Origin of the sequence: Arcicella aurantiaca, assembly GCF_003148625.1 — a bacterium.
Classification (GTDB): Bacteria; Bacteroidota; Bacteroidia; order Cytophagales; family Spirosomataceae; genus Arcicella; species Arcicella aurantiaca.
On record NZ_QGGO01000007.1, the window covers coordinates 69473 to 86648 of the forward strand.

The 17176-nt window shown below is 34.4% G+C and carries 17 protein-coding genes and 1 pseudogene; 11 read left to right on the forward strand and 7 right to left on the reverse strand.

The features are described 5' to 3' along the window. Positions 1–23 precede the first annotated feature (23 nt). Complete coding sequence (locus LV89_RS08235) at positions 24–371, forward strand: LytR/AlgR family response regulator transcription factor (RefSeq protein ID WP_109742406.1); 348 nt, start codon at positions 24–26, stop codon at positions 369–371. Between the two features lie 147 nt (positions 372–518). Then, a complete protein-coding gene (locus LV89_RS08240; protein ID WP_109742407.1) occupies positions 519–1478 on the forward strand; it encodes an AAA family ATPase in 960 nt (319 codons plus the stop codon). Positions 1479–1800: 322 nt separating this feature from the next. Here LV89_RS08240 and ribH read toward each other — a convergent pair whose 3' ends face one another. The 5 genes from ribH to LV89_RS08270 all read right to left on the reverse strand — a co-directional run bounded on the left by ribH (position 1801) and on the right by LV89_RS08270 (position 7620). After that, on the reverse strand, positions 1801–2277 hold the full coding sequence (gene ribH, locus LV89_RS08250; protein WP_109742408.1) for a 6,7-dimethyl-8-ribityllumazine synthase: 477 nt from the start codon (positions 2275–2277) through the stop codon (positions 1801–1803). 127 nt (positions 2278–2404) lie between these two features. Beyond that, complete coding sequence (locus tag LV89_RS08255; protein WP_109742409.1) at positions 2405–3088, reverse strand: tetratricopeptide repeat protein; 684 nt, start codon at positions 3086–3088, stop codon at positions 2405–2407. A gap of 532 nt (positions 3089–3620) precedes the next feature. After that, the gene (locus LV89_RS08260; RefSeq protein ID WP_109742410.1) at positions 3621–4853 is read right to left on the reverse strand and encodes a murein hydrolase activator EnvC family protein; all 1233 of its coding nucleotides are present in this window, start codon (positions 4851–4853) and stop codon (positions 3621–3623) included. A gap of 108 nt (positions 4854–4961) precedes the next feature. Then, a complete protein-coding gene (lolB1, locus tag LV89_RS08265) occupies positions 4962–5816 on the reverse strand; it encodes a lipoprotein insertase outer membrane protein LolB1 (protein ID WP_109742411.1) in 855 nt (284 codons plus the stop codon). Between the two features lie 64 nt (positions 5817–5880). Beyond that, entirely contained in the window at positions 5881–7620 is a 1740-nt protein-coding gene (locus tag LV89_RS08270; RefSeq protein WP_109742412.1) for a tetratricopeptide repeat protein, read from the reverse strand. A 363-nt stretch (positions 7621–7983) separates the two neighbouring features. On the opposite strand from LV89_RS08270, the gene LV89_RS08275 reads away from it, so the two are divergent. From LV89_RS08275 to LV89_RS08315, 9 genes and pseudogenes are all read left to right on the forward strand, one after another. Beyond that, positions 7984–9447, forward strand: a complete 1464-nt coding sequence (locus LV89_RS08275; RefSeq protein ID WP_109742413.1) for an aldehyde dehydrogenase (NADP(+)) — start codon at positions 7984–7986, stop codon at positions 9445–9447. Between the two features lie 194 nt (positions 9448–9641). After that, complete coding sequence (locus LV89_RS08280; protein ID WP_109742414.1) at positions 9642–10190, forward strand: hypothetical protein; 549 nt, start codon at positions 9642–9644, stop codon at positions 10188–10190. After that, positions 10187–10438 (forward strand): hypothetical protein, encoded by a 252-nt coding sequence (locus LV89_RS08285; RefSeq protein ID WP_109742415.1) that lies wholly within the window; start codon positions 10187–10189, stop codon positions 10436–10438. The genes LV89_RS08280 and LV89_RS08285 overlap by 4 nt, the downstream gene beginning before the upstream one ends. Continuing rightward, the gene (locus LV89_RS08290) at positions 10435–10764 is read left to right on the forward strand and encodes a type II toxin-antitoxin system RelE/ParE family toxin (protein ID WP_109742416.1); all 330 of its coding nucleotides are present in this window, start codon (positions 10435–10437) and stop codon (positions 10762–10764) included. Before LV89_RS08285 ends, LV89_RS08290 begins: the two co-directional genes overlap by 4 nt. An 11-nt stretch (positions 10765–10775) precedes the next feature. After that, entirely contained in the window at positions 10776–11927 is a 1152-nt protein-coding gene (locus LV89_RS08295) for a 1-deoxy-D-xylulose-5-phosphate reductoisomerase (RefSeq protein ID WP_109742417.1), read from the forward strand. A 37-nt stretch (positions 11928–11964) separates the two neighbouring features. After that, positions 11965–12225, forward strand: coding sequence for a hypothetical protein (locus LV89_RS08300; RefSeq protein WP_109742418.1), 261 nt, complete (start codon positions 11965–11967; stop codon positions 12223–12225). A gap of 49 nt (positions 12226–12274) precedes the next feature. Continuing rightward, positions 12275–12598, forward strand: a pseudogene (locus LV89_RS08305) (type II toxin-antitoxin system PemK/MazF family toxin); the annotation flags it as partial. A gap of 87 nt (positions 12599–12685) precedes the next feature. Further along, entirely contained in the window at positions 12686–14032 is a 1347-nt protein-coding gene (gene rseP, locus LV89_RS08310) for an RIP metalloprotease RseP (protein WP_109742420.1), read from the forward strand. 157 nt (positions 14033–14189) lie between these two features. After that, positions 14190–14678 carry a DUF6702 family protein gene (locus LV89_RS08315; RefSeq protein WP_146199104.1) on the forward strand — a complete coding sequence of 163 codons (489 nt, stop codon included), beginning with the start codon at positions 14190–14192 and terminating at the stop codon, positions 14676–14678. 115 nt (positions 14679–14793) lie between these two features. Here the strand turns inward: LV89_RS08315 and LV89_RS08320 are convergent, their stop codons facing one another. Next, positions 14794–15801 carry a 5-methylcytosine restriction system specificity protein McrC gene (locus LV89_RS08320; RefSeq protein WP_109742422.1) on the reverse strand — a complete coding sequence of 336 codons (1008 nt, stop codon included), beginning with the start codon at positions 15799–15801 and terminating at the stop codon, positions 14794–14796. A 14-nt stretch (positions 15802–15815) separates the two neighbouring features. Beyond that, entirely contained in the window at positions 15816–17147 is a 1332-nt protein-coding gene (locus LV89_RS08325; protein WP_109742423.1) for an AAA family ATPase, read from the reverse strand. Positions 17148–17176 lie beyond the last annotated feature (29 nt).

Consider the following 17176-nt stretch of genomic DNA (forward strand, 5'->3'; position numbering starts at 1 on the left):
CAACTAACTCATCAACGAAAAATATGCAAGTTTTTAAAAATAAGAGAGATAACCTCTTAATTATTGACCAAAAGAAGAAAAAAACGCTTGACATTAGCCAGATTATTATGCTCAGAGGCTTTGTTAACTATACCTGTTTTTATCTCCAAAATGGAAAACAAAGCGTTTCTGCCCGTACCCTAAAACATTATGAAGGATTGTTGAATGATAAGGGCTTTATCCGAATTCATCGTGGCTTTTTAGTCAATCAAAAGTGTATTCTAAAACATAATGTAGCAACTTCTCAATTAATTTTAGTGGAAGGTCATGAAGCTGAAATTTCCCGCCGACGAAAAAATGAGTATTTGAAAGGTCTTGAAAATCTGAGTTAAAGGTTTCTACATTCTTCTTCTTTCAATAAATGGAGGTTGTTCTTCCCGTTTTTTTTGCGTAAAATTGTTATCTTAAATAGGGATAAATCAGAAGGAGAAAGCCTTTAATGAAACTCTTTCTGAAAATAACAATCCGAAATTCAAAAGATGACTTCACGAGAAAAAATAAAATTAGTTTTTGATGAAATGGGGAAGGTCGTTGTTGGTCATGAAAAACTGACTAATCGACTTTTAATTGGACTTTTTACGGGTGGTCACGTGCTTTTGGAAGGAGTTCCGGGATTGGCTAAGACATTGGCAGTCAATACTTTGTCTAAAATTCTCGCCTTGCATTTTCACCGTATTCAATTTACGCCTGATTTACTTCCTGCCGACCTTATCGGGACAATGATTTATAGCCGTAAATCAGATGATTTTGAGGTAAAAAAAGGACCAATTTTTGCCAATATCATCCTTGCCGATGAAATAAATAGAGCTCCAGCTAAAGTACAATCTGCATTGTTGGAAGCCATGCAAGAAAAACAAGTTACCATCGGTGACGAAACTTATCCTCTTGATAAACCATTTTTGGTATTAGCGACTCAAAATCCCGTTGAACAGGAGGGAACATTCCCATTGCCCGAAGCACAAGTGGATAGATTTATGCTCAAGGTTTTTGTGGATTATCTGAATAAAGAGCAAGAATTGGAAGTGATGCGAAAAATGTCAAATATGGAGTTTAGCTATCAGCCAAAAGCCATTTTGAGTAAAGAAGATATTTTTGAAATTCGTAAAGAAATTAATAATATCACCATTTCTGAAACCTTAGAAAAATATATTATTGAGTTGATTTTTGCCACTCGTAAACCTGCCGACTATGGAATGCGAGAAGAAGGTCGTTATGTTCAGTTTGGGGCATCGCCACGGGCGAGTATCAACATGAATTTGGCTTCTAAAGTATTGGCGTATTTAGATGGTAGAGATTACGTTTTGCCAGAAGATATTAAAGAAATTGCTCCAGATGTTCTAAATCATAGAATTATGCTCAATTACGAAGCCGAAGCCGATGGAATTACCACCATGCAAGTAATTGACACTATTTTGAGACGTGTCGCTATTGGAAGGTAGATTGGTTACTGGTTATTAGTAGATTGGTTACTGGTTACTGGTTATTAGTAGATTGGTTACTGGATATTGGTAGATTGGTTACTGGATATTGGTAGATTGGTTATTGGTTACTGGATATTGGTAGATTGGTTATTGGATATTGGTAGATTGGTTACTGGATATTGGTAGATTGGTTACTGGATATTGGTTACTGGATATTGGTTACTGGTAGATTGGTTATTGGTAGATTGGTTATTGGGGAGTTTTATACAATACTTCACCAATTAACTAATTCTCCAATAACCAATAACCAATATCCAATAACCAATAACTAATAACTAATCTAAAACGCTAACATTTTTACGGCTGTAATGGCTGCTTCATCACCTTTATTGCCATGAATTCCTCCCGCACGGTCAAGTGCTTGTTGTTCCGTATTGGGCGTTAATACCCCAAAAATTACAGGTTTATCGTATTTTAAACTCACGTTTGTCAATCCCTGAGCCACGGCGTGATTGATATAATCATTGTGTTTTGTTTCTCCCTGAATTACGCAACCAATGCAAATAACGGCATCAATGTCATTTTTTTGAGCCATTTTCTGAGCTGCAAAAGTCAACTCATAACTACCCGGAACATTTGCTCTAACGATATTTTCTGGTTTTGCTCCGTACTCCAAAAGCGTTTTTGCTGCACCTTGTGCAAGAGCTTCTGTTACTTGTTCATTCCATTCTGCTACTACTAATGCAAAACGTTTTTCACTAATATCTGGAAGATTATCCGTTGAAAAGATACTTAAATTTTTATGTGCTGAAGACATGATTTTAATTAAAATTAACAAGTGATAATTGATAACCGAAAAAAGAAAAAGGAATAGAACGTGAGTCCGATTCCTTTTTCAATGTTGATAATTTAATTGTCAACTATTCATTATCAATTGTAAATTATTACTCAGCTCCTTCTAAAACAGCCTTGAATTTTTTTGCATTGATAGCTTCTGAAGATTCAGCATATTTTTCAACTACTTCGTTATAAATAGCTAATGCCTCTTTTTGCTCTTTGTTAGCTTCGTAAGCAGCCGCTAATTTCATCATATAAGTAGGCGTGAAAAACTTATTTGCCTTATATTCAGATGCTTTTTTGTAATAATCAATAGCGTCGCTGTATGCTTTCTTTTCAGAATAAGCGTCGCCAATTAATGAATAAGCACGAGCTTGAACCAATAAATCAGAACTACTGAAAGATTTTAATTGTTCGATAGCTTTATCGAATTTACCTTCTTTCAAGTTAGCAACACCTGCATAAAAATTAGCTAAATTTCCAGTGTTTCCACCGAAATCAGAAGCAATTTTTTCCATGTCTTTGGCTGCAACTTTATTTGAATCTGCTTCAAATTTATAAACTGCACCAAACAATTTAGCTTGTCCTTCCTCATCTTGTGAAGAAGTATAATATTTGTAACCGAAATAGCCAAATAGCCCTATTACTAAAGCACCTACTACGCCATAGATTATAGTTTTATTTTTTTCTACAGTAGTCTGAACTACATTTATTTCATGCTGTAATTCGTGTTGTAAGCCCTCAGCACTTTCTAAAAATTCAAGTGGTGATTTTTCTTCTTTCTTTGCCATTTGTTGGTTTATTGTTATTGTTAATGGTTAATCGTCTTTGTAAGGAATTGAAAATGAGTTTAAAAGACAATTAACTTATTGAAAGTTCCTGATTGAAAATCGGACTGCAAAATTATGAAAAGTCTTGGAATATTCCACGTTTGGACTGAATCTTTTAAAGGGTAAGTCAAAAAGAATGCCAATGTCTGTTTAGAGAATAGAGAATAGAGTTTAGATTATAGAGAGTAGAGTTTAGATTATAGAGAGTAGAGTTTAGAGAATAGATGTTAGAGTATTTTCATTCAACTGTGTCAAGTATTTTTAAAAGTGGTCTCATTGCCTTGAAATAAACATTTTTGAAACCAAAAGTAGAAATTGACACAGTTTGATGAAAAGACCCAGATGTTAAAGTAAATAGTGATGTTTTTTCTCTAACCTCTAATCTCTGTAATCTGTTCTCTAACCTCTAATCTCTGTAATCTAATATCTATTCTCTAATCTCTGTAATCTATTCTCTAAACTCTAACCTCTAATATCTATTCTCTAAAAAAAATCATCTTCCTCGAAGCCAATTCTCTGGATTGATTTTGTCAAAATTCTTCCAAACCTGAAAATTGATTTCTGATGTTCCGTCATTATCGGTGGCAACTACGCCAATTTTTTGCCCTGAATGAATTTTTTGTCCTGTCGAAACATTTACGTTTGATAACTTACTATAAACCGTAAAGTAATCTCCATGTTGAACCGCCACAATCATATTTGCCCCGGGAATTGAAACTACTGATTGTACAATTCCATCATAAACCACTTTTACGTCATTTCCAGCACTCGTCTGAATATCCACGCCATTGTTGTTGGTTTTGATGCCTTTCAAGACTGGGTGACGATGAACCCCAAAATGGTCTGAAATAAAGCCAGAACCGACAGGCCAAGGCATTCGTCCACGCAAAGCAGAAAATGATGTTGCCAATTTACTTTCTTCGGCATTCATGGCAATTGATTTATTAGAAGATTCTGCTTTGTTTGATTTGTTGGCATCGTTTGCCCTACTATTGCGTTCACGTTCTTGCGAGCGTTTAATTTCTCGTTCTACAATGCGGGCAATCATATTTTCCAATCGTTCAACGGCTTGTTTGTTACTTGCCAATTGATTTTTGAGCACTCTTTCTTTTTGATTTAACTGAGAAACTACGTCTGATTGTTTCCCTTTCAAAACCTGCAAACTTTGTGTTTCCGTGATTTTTTCCCGTAATACAGAAGCCTGTTCTTGTTTTTTCTGTAAAACTTTTACTTGCTCGGCTAATAATTCTGTTCTTACTTTTTGGATAAGAACAGCTTGTTTTTCACGTGCTTCCGAATATTGTTGAAGATATTTGTAGCGTCTTACTAATTGATTGAAATTGGCTGACGAAAACAAGAAACTCAATTTATTGAATTTATTACTTGTTTTGGCAGAAGCGAAAATCATTTTGGCATATTCTGCTTTCAGTTTTTCTAAATTGCCAGATAATTCTGTTGTTACTCTGGTAAGTTCTTGTGCCTCATTTTCAAGGAGTTGCTGATTTTCAGAAATGATGTCAATTTGTCGAGACTGCTTATTGATTCGCTCTCCGATTGCATTTAATTTCCCTACACTTACCTCTTTTTTCTGCTCCGTTTTTTCAATGATTTTGTTGATTTCTTGAATTTTTTGGAGGTTATCACGTTTAGCTGCTTCTAATCTTGCACGTCGATTAGACTTGCGTCTGTTCTGTCCGAAACTGTCAGAAATTGATAAACATAACAAAACAAGAAGCAGTCCTGAAAATAATTTCGGGGCTGCTTTTGTGAATGAGATATGTTGTAAGGAGTTAATAAGTTTACAGTGATTAAGTTTAATTTTTATTCAATAATTTTATTGAAACTTAAAGGGAAATTCCAAAGGAGTATCCGACAATTCTACTTTTGTGTGTTTCAACTGAATTAAAGTCTGATAAAATTTTTGGTCGTCTGGCGACTGTACATCCAATGTCAGCACACTTGTATAAGGGAAAAGATACTGATTCAAAGTGGTAAAATCTTCAAAATCAAGCGTCATTTTTCGCTGTGTTGGTAATTGGTCTTCAAGCATGACTTTTTTCAATTTTCGGTCAAACTCTCCAACATAATTATCAACCGTAACTTTGCCCTCTTTTTGTTTTAAAAGAAAGAATCCTTTTTCTTTTGAAACTTTATATTTCTTTTTAATGGGTTGACTTCCAATTATTGCAGATTGAATGATATTAAAATTTAAGTTGAAGTTAAAATCCTTACTTAAATCATCAAAGCTATATTTATGATATTCTTTTTTTAATGTTTTTTTATTGAATTGATACAAAAAAATTGAATCAGGCTTAATATATGCCCTTACAACTTCGCCCACGATTCCCCACGAGACAGATAGCCAAATTATACTGTCTTTTTGTATTCTAATATTTGCACTGGCATCAAAATTATCATTTGCTGTTTTCAATAATACTTTTGACTTCGCTTTCAAATATTTAAAGTCAATTTCATCAATTTTTACTTTTTCTTCCTCCATTTCTCCTGCTTTTACGGGATTGTTGGGCGATGTGACAACTTGGACAGAATCTTTAACAATGGAAGGTGTATTGACTACTTGAAGGGAATCTTTAACTTCTGGTAAAGCAGTAGTTTGATTTATCTGCTGACGTTTACAAGAGGCAAAAAAAAGTATTGATGCAAGAAGGAATAAAATGGATTTGTTCATTTTTAGGGTTATTTATGAAGTAGCACAGGTTTTAACCTGTTTGGAATATAGATAATGTGCTACTTTATTCAATAAGCTTCATTTCAGCTATTTTTTGATTGATTAAAGTGCTGGTTGTGCCAACAATTTTTGCTTTTTTCCATTGTTCAACGGCTTTATCTCTTTCGCCTAATTGAAATAAAACATCGCCATAATGTTCTACAATCACACCACTTTTATTTTTTTTCTGGTCATTCAGTTCAACGGCTCTTTCCAAAAATGGCTTTGCTTTTTTGTAGTCTTTCATCACATACAACACCCATGCGTAAGTGTCTAAATAGGTGGCATCGTCTGGATGTTTTTCTACTAATAATTCTGCCAATTGAGAGGCACGCACTAATTTTTCTTTCCTTAAAGATAAAAAGTAACTATAATTATTAAGAACATGGTCGTTTGAAGGATTTTCTTTCAAAGCTGCTTCGTAGGCATCGTCCGACTTTTCATGTTTGTTCAAACTATTATAAGTATCGCCCAATAAAGCGTAAATATGTTGAGTCAAATCTGAACCTTCAGGGGCAAGTCGGCGGGCTTCTTCCAACGACTCCACCGCTTTTGCATGATTACGCTTTTGATAATATGCCGAACCATTTAAGTACCAAAATGCTGATTGATTTGGGAAAACCTCAATGGCTTCTTCGCTATGGACAATGGCACTATCAACCTGTTTCAATCTGAAATCCATATTGATGATATTTCCCCAAACCTCATTGACTGATTTATCCAAACGGGCAGCTTTCACATATTCGTCTCTTGCACCTTTTTCGTCTCCTTTTTGAAGTAACAAATCACCATAAATGGCATGAGATTTTGGGTCGTTTGGATTTTGTTTTACCAACGATTTTACCAGATTAAAAGCAGTTTCTCTTGATTTTTCATCTTTTACCATGCTCATGTATCCCATCAAAATTCTGGCTTTGGTAGTAGCGTCTAAATTATTATCAGCAAATGCTAATTCTAATTCACGATTACACTTTTCCATATCGCCTTTTTCTTGATACAATTGTGCCAACATTACGTGAGCTTGGGCGTTATCAGGATTAAGTTTTAGAATTTTCTCAAGGTATGGAATGGCTTTTTCGCTTTGCTTATTAGACATCAATAATTCAGCTTGGTCGATGCTAAATTCAATTTCTTCTGGGTCAGACGAAACCAATTTCTCACCTTCCTTCACGGCATCATCAACCTTGCCAATTTTCATCAAAACCATTTGTTTCTGACGAGTCACTTCTTCATTTACACCCATGATTCGTTCAGCACGGTCATAAGATTTTAAGGCTTCGTCGTACTGATTATCAAAAATATAAACCGCCGCTTGCTCAACGTGGTATTCTGCTTTTGAAGGATTTTGGGCAATTAAATTTTGATAAACTTTCGCTGCTTCTTCGTATTTGTGCTTGCGGACGTACAAATCCGCTAATAATTCACCGTAGTTAGCATTTTCTGGGTCTTGTTGAACCGCCTTTTCGGCAAAAAGAATGGCTTTATCTTCCTCTTTTAATTTTTGGTAATTATTAGACAATGCGTAAAAAATACCACTATTATCAGGGGTAATTTCAAGGGCTTTTTGGTATGATGGAACAGCTCTTTCATAGTCTTCCATCATATAAAACTTCATTCCTTCCGTAAAATAGGCTTCAGCTTCTTGAAGTTGAGAAGAAGTGTATTCTCCTTTTTTCTTTGAATCTTTCTTTTGAGAAAAGGATAATTGGCTGAATACCAGAAGAGTAAACAGGAGGGTGGATATATTTTTATAATTAAATATCATCGAAAAATTACCAGTAAATATAGAAACACTTAAAATATCAAAAAACACTCAAAATCTACTCACTTTAAAATTCAATATTATCGTGTCTTATATCGCTATTTAATAGATATGCTAAGAAAAAAGGTTTTCAAGAAATTATAAATTTATCAATAAATCATAATTTCTTGCAATTTAATAAAAATACGGCTAATAGATTGTATTACAGTATTTCCAGCGAAAATATTTGCAATATTTATACCATACATAACGAAAAACATTGATTCTTGGTATTTTATTATTTTTTTGAAAATTGCTTTCCATAAATCTTTGAAAGCCTGTTAAAAACAAGTGTATTTTTGTACTAAAATTTACTCAAAACCAATCATGCAACAGGTCAATGACATAATGCTTCAAGCGGCAGAAGCGTTCAAAAAATATCGTAAAATTTCGGGAAAAGAAAAGGCAGTTTTTCTAAGAACAATTGCTGATGAAATTGAGGCTTTGGGAATGGAATTAATCCAAACTGCCATGGAAGAAACAAATTTGCCAGAAGCTCGTTTACTTGGAGAACGTGGACGCACGATTTTTCAGCTAAATACTTTTGCCAATTTGTTGGAAGAAGGCTCTTGGGTAGCAGCTCGCATTGATACGGCAGACCCTCATCGTCAGCCAATTCCTAAAGTGGATTTACGTAAAATGTTAGTTCCCATTGGTACGGTTGCCGTTTTTGGAGCGAGTAATTTTCCATTTGCTTATTCAACGGCGGGTGGCGATACGGCTTCGGCTTTAGCTGCTGGTTGTCCTGTGGTGGTAAAAGGTCATCCTGCCCACGCACGCACGTCAGCGATGGTTGCAAAGGCAGTTTTAAACGCTGTTGAGCGTACAAATATGCCCGAAGGCGTATTTGCACATTTGGAAAGTGGCGATGGATTTGAGGTTGGAAGAGCCTTAGTGATGCACCCAGAAACAAAAGCAGTTGGTTTTACGGGTTCGTTCGCAGGAGGAAAAGCTTTGTTTGATATGGCAAATCAAAGGAAAGAGCCAATCCCTGTTTTTTCAGAAATGGGCAGTGTAAATCCAGTTATTTTGATGCCCGAAAAAATGGCTAATGATGCCGAAAATGTAGCTTTTATTTATGCCAATTCAATTACTTTGGGTGTTGGTCAATTTTGTACAAATCCGGGATTGATTATTGGCATTGAGAATGAAAATCTTGAAAAATTCATGGATGTTTTGTCAGATGAAATTGAGAAAGTTGTTCCTGCTACCATGTTAAATACAGGAATTTATAAGAATTTTGAAGCGAAGAAATCACTTGCTTTGGCTCAAGATGGTGTTATTACGGAGTCTGTTTCCAAAATTGAAAAAACCGTTGAAATTCAAGGAACAGCCACGATTGCCTCCGTTTCGGCAGATGTTTTCTTAAAAAATCCAACCTTGCATCAAGAGGTTTTTGGCCCTTTTTCTTTAGTAGTAAAATGTAAAGATTTAGCTCAATTAACGGAGGTTTTAGGACATTTGGAAGGACAACTTACCGCAACTTTAATGGCGACAGAATCGGAACTCCAAACCAATGAAGAAATTGTTGATATTTTAAGAAATATATCTGGAAGATTAAACTTTAATAATGTGCCAACAGGCGTTGAAGTTTGTTTTGCCATGCAACACGGAGGACCCTTTCCAGCTTCTACCGACGGACGTTTTACTTCGGTTGGACCAGACGCTATTAAACGATTTGTGCGTCCAGCCAGCTATCAAAGTTTTCCAGATAGTTTACTACCCGATGAATTGAAACAGAATAATCCATTGAATATCTGGCGAATGGTGGATAATGAGTGGACGAAGTAAGGATAAATATCGTATGGTAAGGTTTGTCAATTTTTAAACCTTAAATTTGTGTTGGTTTATGCCACAAAGTGATGAACTCCTAAACGTTGTTAACCATCAAAACGCTGACAACGTTATTATCTTATTGAAATAAAGTCTTCGTGACTTAGTGGCGAGAAAAAGACCCATAATTACAATCAGTAGAAAATTAAGAAATGAGTGTAGAAATAAAATATTTGAGTAAATTAAGAGATGACAAAACCTTCGTATATATTTACACAGACAGTTATAGCGAAGCCGATTATGGCTTTATTATTGATTTCAATGAAGAGTTTTTAGTCCTTAAAAAGTTTAATGATGAAAGTTTATTTGATGGAATTTCAATTCTGAGAAGAGATAATATTACTCGAATCAACTGGGGAGGAAATGATATTGAAAATACCTTCAAATTGATTTTCAAGAAAGAATACGAATCGGAAGTAAAAAATATCAATTTGGAGTCTATTGAAACTATTATAAAATCCGCTTTTGATAATTTTAATCATCTAACCGTCCGAATCCAAGACCTTGACAGTAGCGTTTATATTATCGGTCAATTGGAAGATATTGACGAAGAAACGTTGGTAATTAATGCTTTCGGAACAAAATCAACCTTAGATAGAAGTTTTCTAATGGTTTCCCTTGAAAATATTACCAGAGTAGATGCAGGTGGAATTTATGAAAGAAACTTACAGATATTATTTGATAAAAAAGCACAATCATGAGACAATTAACAATTTCAATACCTGATAATCACGCTTCTTTTTTTCTAAAAGTGGTTAAAGCCTTTGATTTCGCAAAGGTTGAAAAAAATATTAAGGTAGAAGAACCTTCTTTATCGGCTGAACAAAAGCGGATTCTTGATGGAATTTCAGAGGCTGTAAATGAAATAAACCTACATAAACAAGGAAAAATAAAATTACAATCAGGCGATGAATTTTTGAACGAATTAAAGAGGGAGGGATATTTATGACAGAATTAATTGTTACAAATTATTTTAGTCGTGAAGCTAAACCTTTGGCTAAAAAGTATCGCTCACTTGCTTCTGAAATAGTCTTACTTTTTGAATCACTCAAAACAGACCCAATTCAAGGAGATGCTTTACCGTTAGGTTGCTACAAAATTCGTCTCGCTATTGAATCCAAAGGAAAGGGGAAAAGAGGTGGTGCAAGAGTGATTACACATTTTCATATAAAAGATGATGAAATTTACCTCATCTCAATTTATGATAAATCAGAACAAGAAGACATTTCAGATAAAGAATTATTGAGACGTTTAAAAGCCTTAGATTTGGCGTGAACGTAAATTATATGCAAAAAAGAAGAATAGCCATTCTTGGCTCAACGGGTTCGATTGGCACACAGGCATTAGAAGTCATTGAAGCGAATCCAGATAGTTTTGAAGTAGAAATTTTAACGGCTCAAAACAACGCCGATTTATTGATTGAACAAAGTATTAAGTTCAATCCAAATTGTGTAGTTATTACCAACGAAACCCTTTATGACAAAGTTTTTACGGCTCTTTCGCATACCGACGTGAAGGTTTACGCAGGTATGAAAGCTGTTGAGGATGTTGTGCAAATGGAAACTGTTGATATGGTTTTGACCTCAATGGTTGGTTACGCAGGACTTTTACCAACGATTAAAGCCATTGAAGCAGGTAAACACATTGCCCTTGCTAATAAAGAAACGTTAGTAGTCGCAGGTGAAATTATTACGAAACTTGCAGAAGAAAAAGGCGTAAATATCTACCCCGTTGATTCTGAACATTCGGCTATTTTTCAATGTTTGGTCGGAGAATTTCATAATCCCATTGAAAAGATAATTTTGACGGCTTCGGGTGGTCCTTTTCGTGGAAAACAACGAGCGGAGTTAGAAACTGTAACGAAAGCTCAGGCATTAAAACATCCAAATTGGGTAATGGGAGCAAAAATTACCATTGATTCTGCCAGTTTGATGAATAAAGGTTTGGAGGTGATTGAAGCAAAATGGCTTTTTGGTTTACAAGCCTCTCAAATTGAAGTCGTAGTGCATCCGCAGTCAATCATTCATTCATTAGTTCAGTTTGAAGACGGTTCGATGAAGGCACAAATGGGTTTGCCCGATATGAAATTACCGATTCAGTTTGCCTTGGGTTTCCCCAACAGACTAAAATCAGATTTTCCACGTTTTGACTTCACAAAATATCCGTCTCTCACATTTGAACAGCCCGATAAAAAAACATTTCGTAACTTGCAATTAGCTTTTGACGCAATGGAAAAAGGCGGAAATTTACCTTGTATCATGAATGCCGCCAACGAAGTAGCCGTAGAAGCATTTTTACAAGACAAAATAGGGTTCTTAGCCATGTCAGATTTCATTGAAACTTGTATGAACAAAGTAACGTTTATTCAAAAACCAAGCATTGATGATTACGTGCAAACGGATGAGGAGACAAGACGATTTGCGAGGGAGTTATTGTAATTTTGATTACCCATTTCATAAAATACTATCAATTTTTATGACAATACAAGCATCATCTCAGACACAGGCACTTATTTTGTTATTCAAAACAATGCCAGAACAGACTCAAAAAGAGTTTACTGAATGGATTGTTGAACACCCAAAAACTTGGGAGCATTCAACCGAAGAAGAAAATAGCAACTTTTGGTTAGCTGCTTCGTCAGATGCTTTGGAGCAACTTTGGGATGACCCCGCAGAAGATGTTTGGGACGAAATCTATAAAAAACAGAAAGCGGATGGCAGATTACAAGCAATTTGATATTATTTGGGTGTAATTTCCGTTTTCAGATAAACCAAATACATCCAAGAAACGACCCGCAATAATTGTTAGTAATGAAGAGAGTAACCTTTTAGATAATGATTTATTGGTTTGTCCAATTACCTCAAAGATTAGAGAAGATAGCTTTGCTGTATTACTAACAAAAGAAATGCTTTCAAGTTCATTAGAAATAGAAAGTGAAGTTCGTTGTAATAAGGTAACAACAATAAGAAATAATTTGATAATTTCTAAAATTGGAGAGTTATTACCAGAATATTACGATAAAATTTTGGAAAAAATTAAGAGTGCTTTTGATAATTTTTCAATAGATTTAAGTGAAAAGTCCATTAAAGCAAAACATATCGACAGTTAAAAAATAATATTTAATAAATTTCATTAAGTGAAGATTGAAATATTGGGATAAAACTCACAATTCACTCATTCACAATTCACTCAATACATGGAAGGTTTAGTAATGGCGGGACAGTTGATTTTAGCACTGTCAATTTTAGTTAGTTTACACGAATTTGGGCATTATATCACAGCAAAGTGGTTCAAAATGCGAGTAGATAAATTTTATCTTTTCTTCGATTTTTTATTCCCTGTTCCTACGGTTTTAAATTTTGCTTTGTTTAAAAAGAAAGTTGGCGAAACTGAATATGGTATCGGTTGGTTTCCGTTGGGTGGTTACGTTTCTATTGCAGGAATGATTGACGAAACGCAAGATGCGTCTAAATTAGCCACTGTTCCAGAACCTTGGGAATTTAGAGGCAAACCTGCTTGGCAACGTCTTATCGTAATGTTGGGTGGTATCATTGTTAATATTATTTTAGGAATCCTTATTTTCTGGGGTATTCGTTATCATTCTGGAAATAATTATGTAACGCTTTCTGAAGTAAACAAGCAAGGTATTTTTGCAGGAAAAATTGCAGAAGAAGTTGGCTTCAAAACTGGCGATAAGATTTTAAAAGTAAATGGCAATGTTCCCGTGCGTTTTGATGAAGTTACCAAACTAATCATGGAAGATGATGCCAAATATACCATCGAACGCAATGGCGAAACCAAAGAAATAACCTTACCAAAAGGCTTTTTAGATAAATTAGCTGATGGGAAAAAAGGAGAATTTATCCAAGAAGGTTTACCATTTGACATTAAAGAAGTTGCCGAAAATGAAGGCGGTGGCGGTGCTTTTAAAGCAGGTTTGAAAACAGGAGATAAATTTGTGAATGTTGCAGGAAAGCCTGTAAAATTCTATCAAGAATTAGCTCCAATCTTGATGGATAACAAAGGCAAAACTGTCTCAGCTATCATCGACAGAAAAGGTGCTTTAGATACTTTGAAAATTAGTGTTTCGAGTGAAGGTAAAATTGGTATCAGACCAAATTCATTGTTGAAAGATACTCACGAAGATTATACCATTGGACAAGCATTCAACGCTGGTTTTGTAGAAGCATTTGCCGTTGTTGGAACAAATTTGAAAGGTTTTAAAAAGATTTTCAAAGGAGAAGTTTCTGCTTCAAATGCCGTGAGTGGTCCAGTGGGAATTGCAAAGATTTTTGGTGGAAAATGGGATTGGGCTAATTTCTGGTTTTTAACTGGGTTATTATCCATGTCATTAGCATTTATGAATGCACTTCCAATTCCTGCTTTAGATGGTGGACATGCTCTTTTCTTGATTTGGGAAATGATTACGGGTAAAACGCCTTCAATCAGAGTGCAAGAAATTGCACAACAAGTGGGAACGGTGATTCTTTTAGGATTAATGGTTTTTGCTTTCGGAAACGATATTTTCAAGATTTTTAAGTAATCGTAACTCGATGTTTTCGCATCGAAATTGAATGATTTTTTTGCAAAGAAATAACAAGAGTAGTTTCAACTTCCCGAAAGTTTTAAACTTTCGGGAAGTCACTAAATCAATAAAACCTGCAAGTCTCAAAAACACTTGCAGGTTTTTGGTTTTAGGAATGATTCTAATCCTACAAACTTCTTTTACACCTTCTTCTCATAACCTGAATACGCATGATTTCCATACAAGCTTGACTGAAATGCGTTATAATGCCAAGTCAAAATCCTTTGAAATTAGCCTTAGACTTTTTACCGATGACCTGCAAAAAGCTATTTCTGCCAATAATCAAAATCGGAAAATTGTGATTGAAAATACCGATAAAAATGATGCTCTGGTTGAAGCTTATGTACGCAAATATTTTACGATAATCAATCCTAAAAATCAAAGAATTGCTTTTCAGTATGTCGGAAAAGAAAATGAAGGAGAAGCTACTTGGGTGTATTTGGAAATGCCTGTAAATGAATCGCTTAATGGTTCAAGAATTCAAAATATTGTTTTGTTTGATATGTTTGACGACCAAACAAATATCGTAAATCTGTTCTTTCAAAATCAGAAGAAATCGTATTTGTTTAATTCAAAAAATAAGGTTTTTACGATTGAAATTTAATAAAGAATGCACAGCGACGATTTAAGCGAACTATCCATTAGATGTTAGTTTATTATTGTATTTCACAATACCTTTATGAAATTATAACGCTACGCTAAGACCTAACCACTGAAAACTAACCCCTAATTATAGCCAATAAATCGGCTTTAATTCCTTGCCAATCTTGGTTCAAATTTAGTGTTTCAACCCTGATTGTGTGTCCTTCGTGCGTATAGGACAAACTCAACGACTTTTCAATAGTTGGATAAATCAAAATCCCCTCAGCTTGTGTATCTTCTTGATTTTTCAAATAAGCAAAAAGTTGATACAAATGTGGCGAATGGATTTTTTCTGAATGATAGTATTGCTGTAAAGTCTGGGTATAATATTTAGCATCAATTATCAGTTTTTTACCATTCAATTTCATGGAAATATCAGTTTGCATTTTTGGTAAAAAATGAGCGTTTTCTCCCGCCATTTTCCAATGTAAATCTTCTCGGTAAACTTTGGCTTCGGGAACTTCAATTTTATAAAAATTACGAATAAACTCTTCAAAAACCTTCGCCATTTGCCTTTCATTTTGTACAAAATCCCTAAAAGTAAATCGTCCTTCTATTTGGTTAGGTATTAAATTTTGATAGATTAACTCGCTGATATTCAATAGAAAACGGTATAGTATGTTACTTTTGGGTGTATTAATATGTCTGAAAATACCTTCTGAAATCTTAATTTCACTTACTTCATTCATTCGCCACAAAATTGACTTGATTTCATGTCTTAATTTTATGTCTAATTCCTCCGTTCTGTAAAGATTTACGAATGTTGTTTTCAGTATTTGATTAGGTAAAATGTCAATCGAAAGTTCATCATATTCACAAACAGCAAGTCCTTTTACAAATAAATTCCTTTTGAAAGATTGACTAATATCTAATTTACCTTTTATACCCTGATAGGTTTCCGTTTGCAATAAATATTGTTGTTCTAAACCTCTTTTTAATAATGTTTTTGAACCACTTAGAAATATTTTTGTCAATAAATTGAGTAAATCAGGCGATTCATCGCTTGAAATTTCAATTAAATCTCTTTCCTCCAACCTGTTCCAAGCGTAGCAAAGTAAATAATATATGTTTTGAATTGGAATCAATTATTGGGAGATAGTCAAATTTTTTCAATCAACTTATTAATTTCTACTTTGGCTTTTTCTTCATTATCAAACCAATATTCTCCTAAAAGTGGAGCAATTTCCAAATTGATAATTCTTTTATACCATTTTTGTGGATTATCATTTTCATTAAAATTGGAGAAATAACTATGTCCAATTTGAAAACCCTTTCCAAGATTTCTATCATTCAAAATCTTATAGTTCAAAGCCGAAATGCGTAAGGTTATTTCTTCGGCAAATGATGCTGAAATGCCTTTCGCCATCAAAAAATCAATAAATTTTTGATTAAATAATGGTTCAAGAGCGATGAACGCAAACCTACGGCGTAAAGCGTAATCTATTATTGCCAAAGAACGGTCTGCGGTGTTCATTGTACCAATAATGTGTAGATTATCGGGTACATAAAATGGTTCAGAGTCTTTATCGCCATAAGTTAGAGGCATTTCATTGGCTCGTCCACGTTTATCAGACTCTATCAGTAGCAGTAATTCTCCAAAAATCTTACTCAAATTTCCTCGATTAATTTCATCAATAATAAAGAAATGGTCAATTCCAGAATTACGTTGAGCTTGCCGACAAAAATCATAAAAAATACCATTTTTTAGCTTAAAACCTCCATTATCATCTGGTCTTAAACCTTGAATAAAATCTTCATAAGAGTACGATTGATGAAATTGTACCATTTTAATTCTATTATCGTCCTGTGTGCCAATTAAAGTGTATGCCAAGCGTTTGGCTATAAAAGTTTTTCCGACACCGGGAGGTCCTTGTAAAATGATGTTTTTCTTATATTTGAGGGTATCAACAATGTCATCAAATTTATCATCTTCAATAAAAAGGTCGTTTAAGGCTTCCTTTTTTTCATAAGGAAGTAAAATGTCTTCATGTTGTAATGACTCCTTCTGTGCATCAATCATCGCTTGAATCGCCTCAAATTCATCTTCTGTTAACTTGAATAAACTTCCTTGATTGTTTTTAAGAATTTCAGAACCTTTAAAGAAATGGATAGCTTTTAATTCCGACCAATCTATCGGTTCTGGGATTTTGTCTATCAATTTAAACGAAATAACTTCATCATGTTTTGAGTCTCGATGGAGTGGCTCTGTGATTTCAAAAATGGCTTTTACTTGCTTAACCGGTGTAGATTCATACCCGATAAGCCAATCGCCTTTTTGCACCATTTCAAAGTTTTTATAGATTCTTCGTTTATTCCCGAATTCATTATAAGAGGTATAATGCAAAATTTGGTCAACCTTTAATGAATTGATTGTCCAGATTCGAGGATTAGCGTTTAGCCACCAATAGTTTCGAGTTTTTCTATCTTGCATTTATTTGAATTTTGGAGGATAACAAATAT

Excerpts from the sequence above, each read along its gene's own strand:
- LV89_RS08325 (WP_109742423.1), bottom strand. The coding sequence starts at position 17,147 with ATGCAAGATAGAAAAACTCGAAACTATTGGTGGCTAAACGCTAATCCT.
- LV89_RS08285 (WP_109742415.1), top strand. The coding sequence starts at position 10,187 with ATGAGACAATTAACAATTTCAATACCTGATAATCACGCTTCTTTTTTT.
- LV89_RS08300 (WP_109742418.1), top strand. The coding sequence starts at position 11,965 with ATGACAATACAAGCATCATCTCAGACACAGGCACTTATTTTGTTATTC.
- LV89_RS08235 (WP_109742406.1), top strand. The coding sequence starts at position 24 with ATGCAAGTTTTTAAAAATAAGAGAGATAACCTCTTAATTATTGACCAA.
- LV89_RS08275 (WP_109742413.1), top strand. The coding sequence starts at position 7,984 with ATGCAACAGGTCAATGACATAATGCTTCAAGCGGCAGAAGCGTTCAAA.
- LV89_RS08295 (WP_109742417.1), top strand. The coding sequence starts at position 10,776 with ATGCAAAAAAGAAGAATAGCCATTCTTGGCTCAACGGGTTCGATTGGC.
- LV89_RS08315 (WP_146199104.1), top strand. The coding sequence starts at position 14,190 with ATGATTCTAATCCTACAAACTTCTTTTACACCTTCTTCTCATAACCTG.
- LV89_RS08280 (WP_109742414.1), top strand. The coding sequence starts at position 9,642 with ATGAGTGTAGAAATAAAATATTTGAGTAAATTAAGAGATGACAAAACC.
- ribH (WP_109742408.1), bottom strand. The coding sequence starts at position 2,277 with ATGTCTTCAGCACATAAAAATTTAAGTATCTTTTCAACGGATAATCTT.
- LV89_RS08255 (WP_109742409.1), bottom strand. The coding sequence starts at position 3,088 with ATGGCAAAGAAAGAAGAAAAATCACCACTTGAATTTTTAGAAAGTGCT.
- LV89_RS08240 (WP_109742407.1), top strand. The coding sequence starts at position 519 with ATGACTTCACGAGAAAAAATAAAATTAGTTTTTGATGAAATGGGGAAG.
- LV89_RS08270 (WP_109742412.1), bottom strand. The coding sequence starts at position 7,620 with ATGATATTTAATTATAAAAATATATCCACCCTCCTGTTTACTCTTCTG.
- LV89_RS08290 (WP_109742416.1), top strand. The coding sequence starts at position 10,435 with ATGACAGAATTAATTGTTACAAATTATTTTAGTCGTGAAGCTAAACCT.
- rseP (WP_109742420.1), top strand. The coding sequence starts at position 12,686 with ATGGAAGGTTTAGTAATGGCGGGACAGTTGATTTTAGCACTGTCAATT.
- lolB1 (WP_109742411.1), bottom strand. The coding sequence starts at position 5,816 with ATGAACAAATCCATTTTATTCCTTCTTGCATCAATACTTTTTTTTGCC.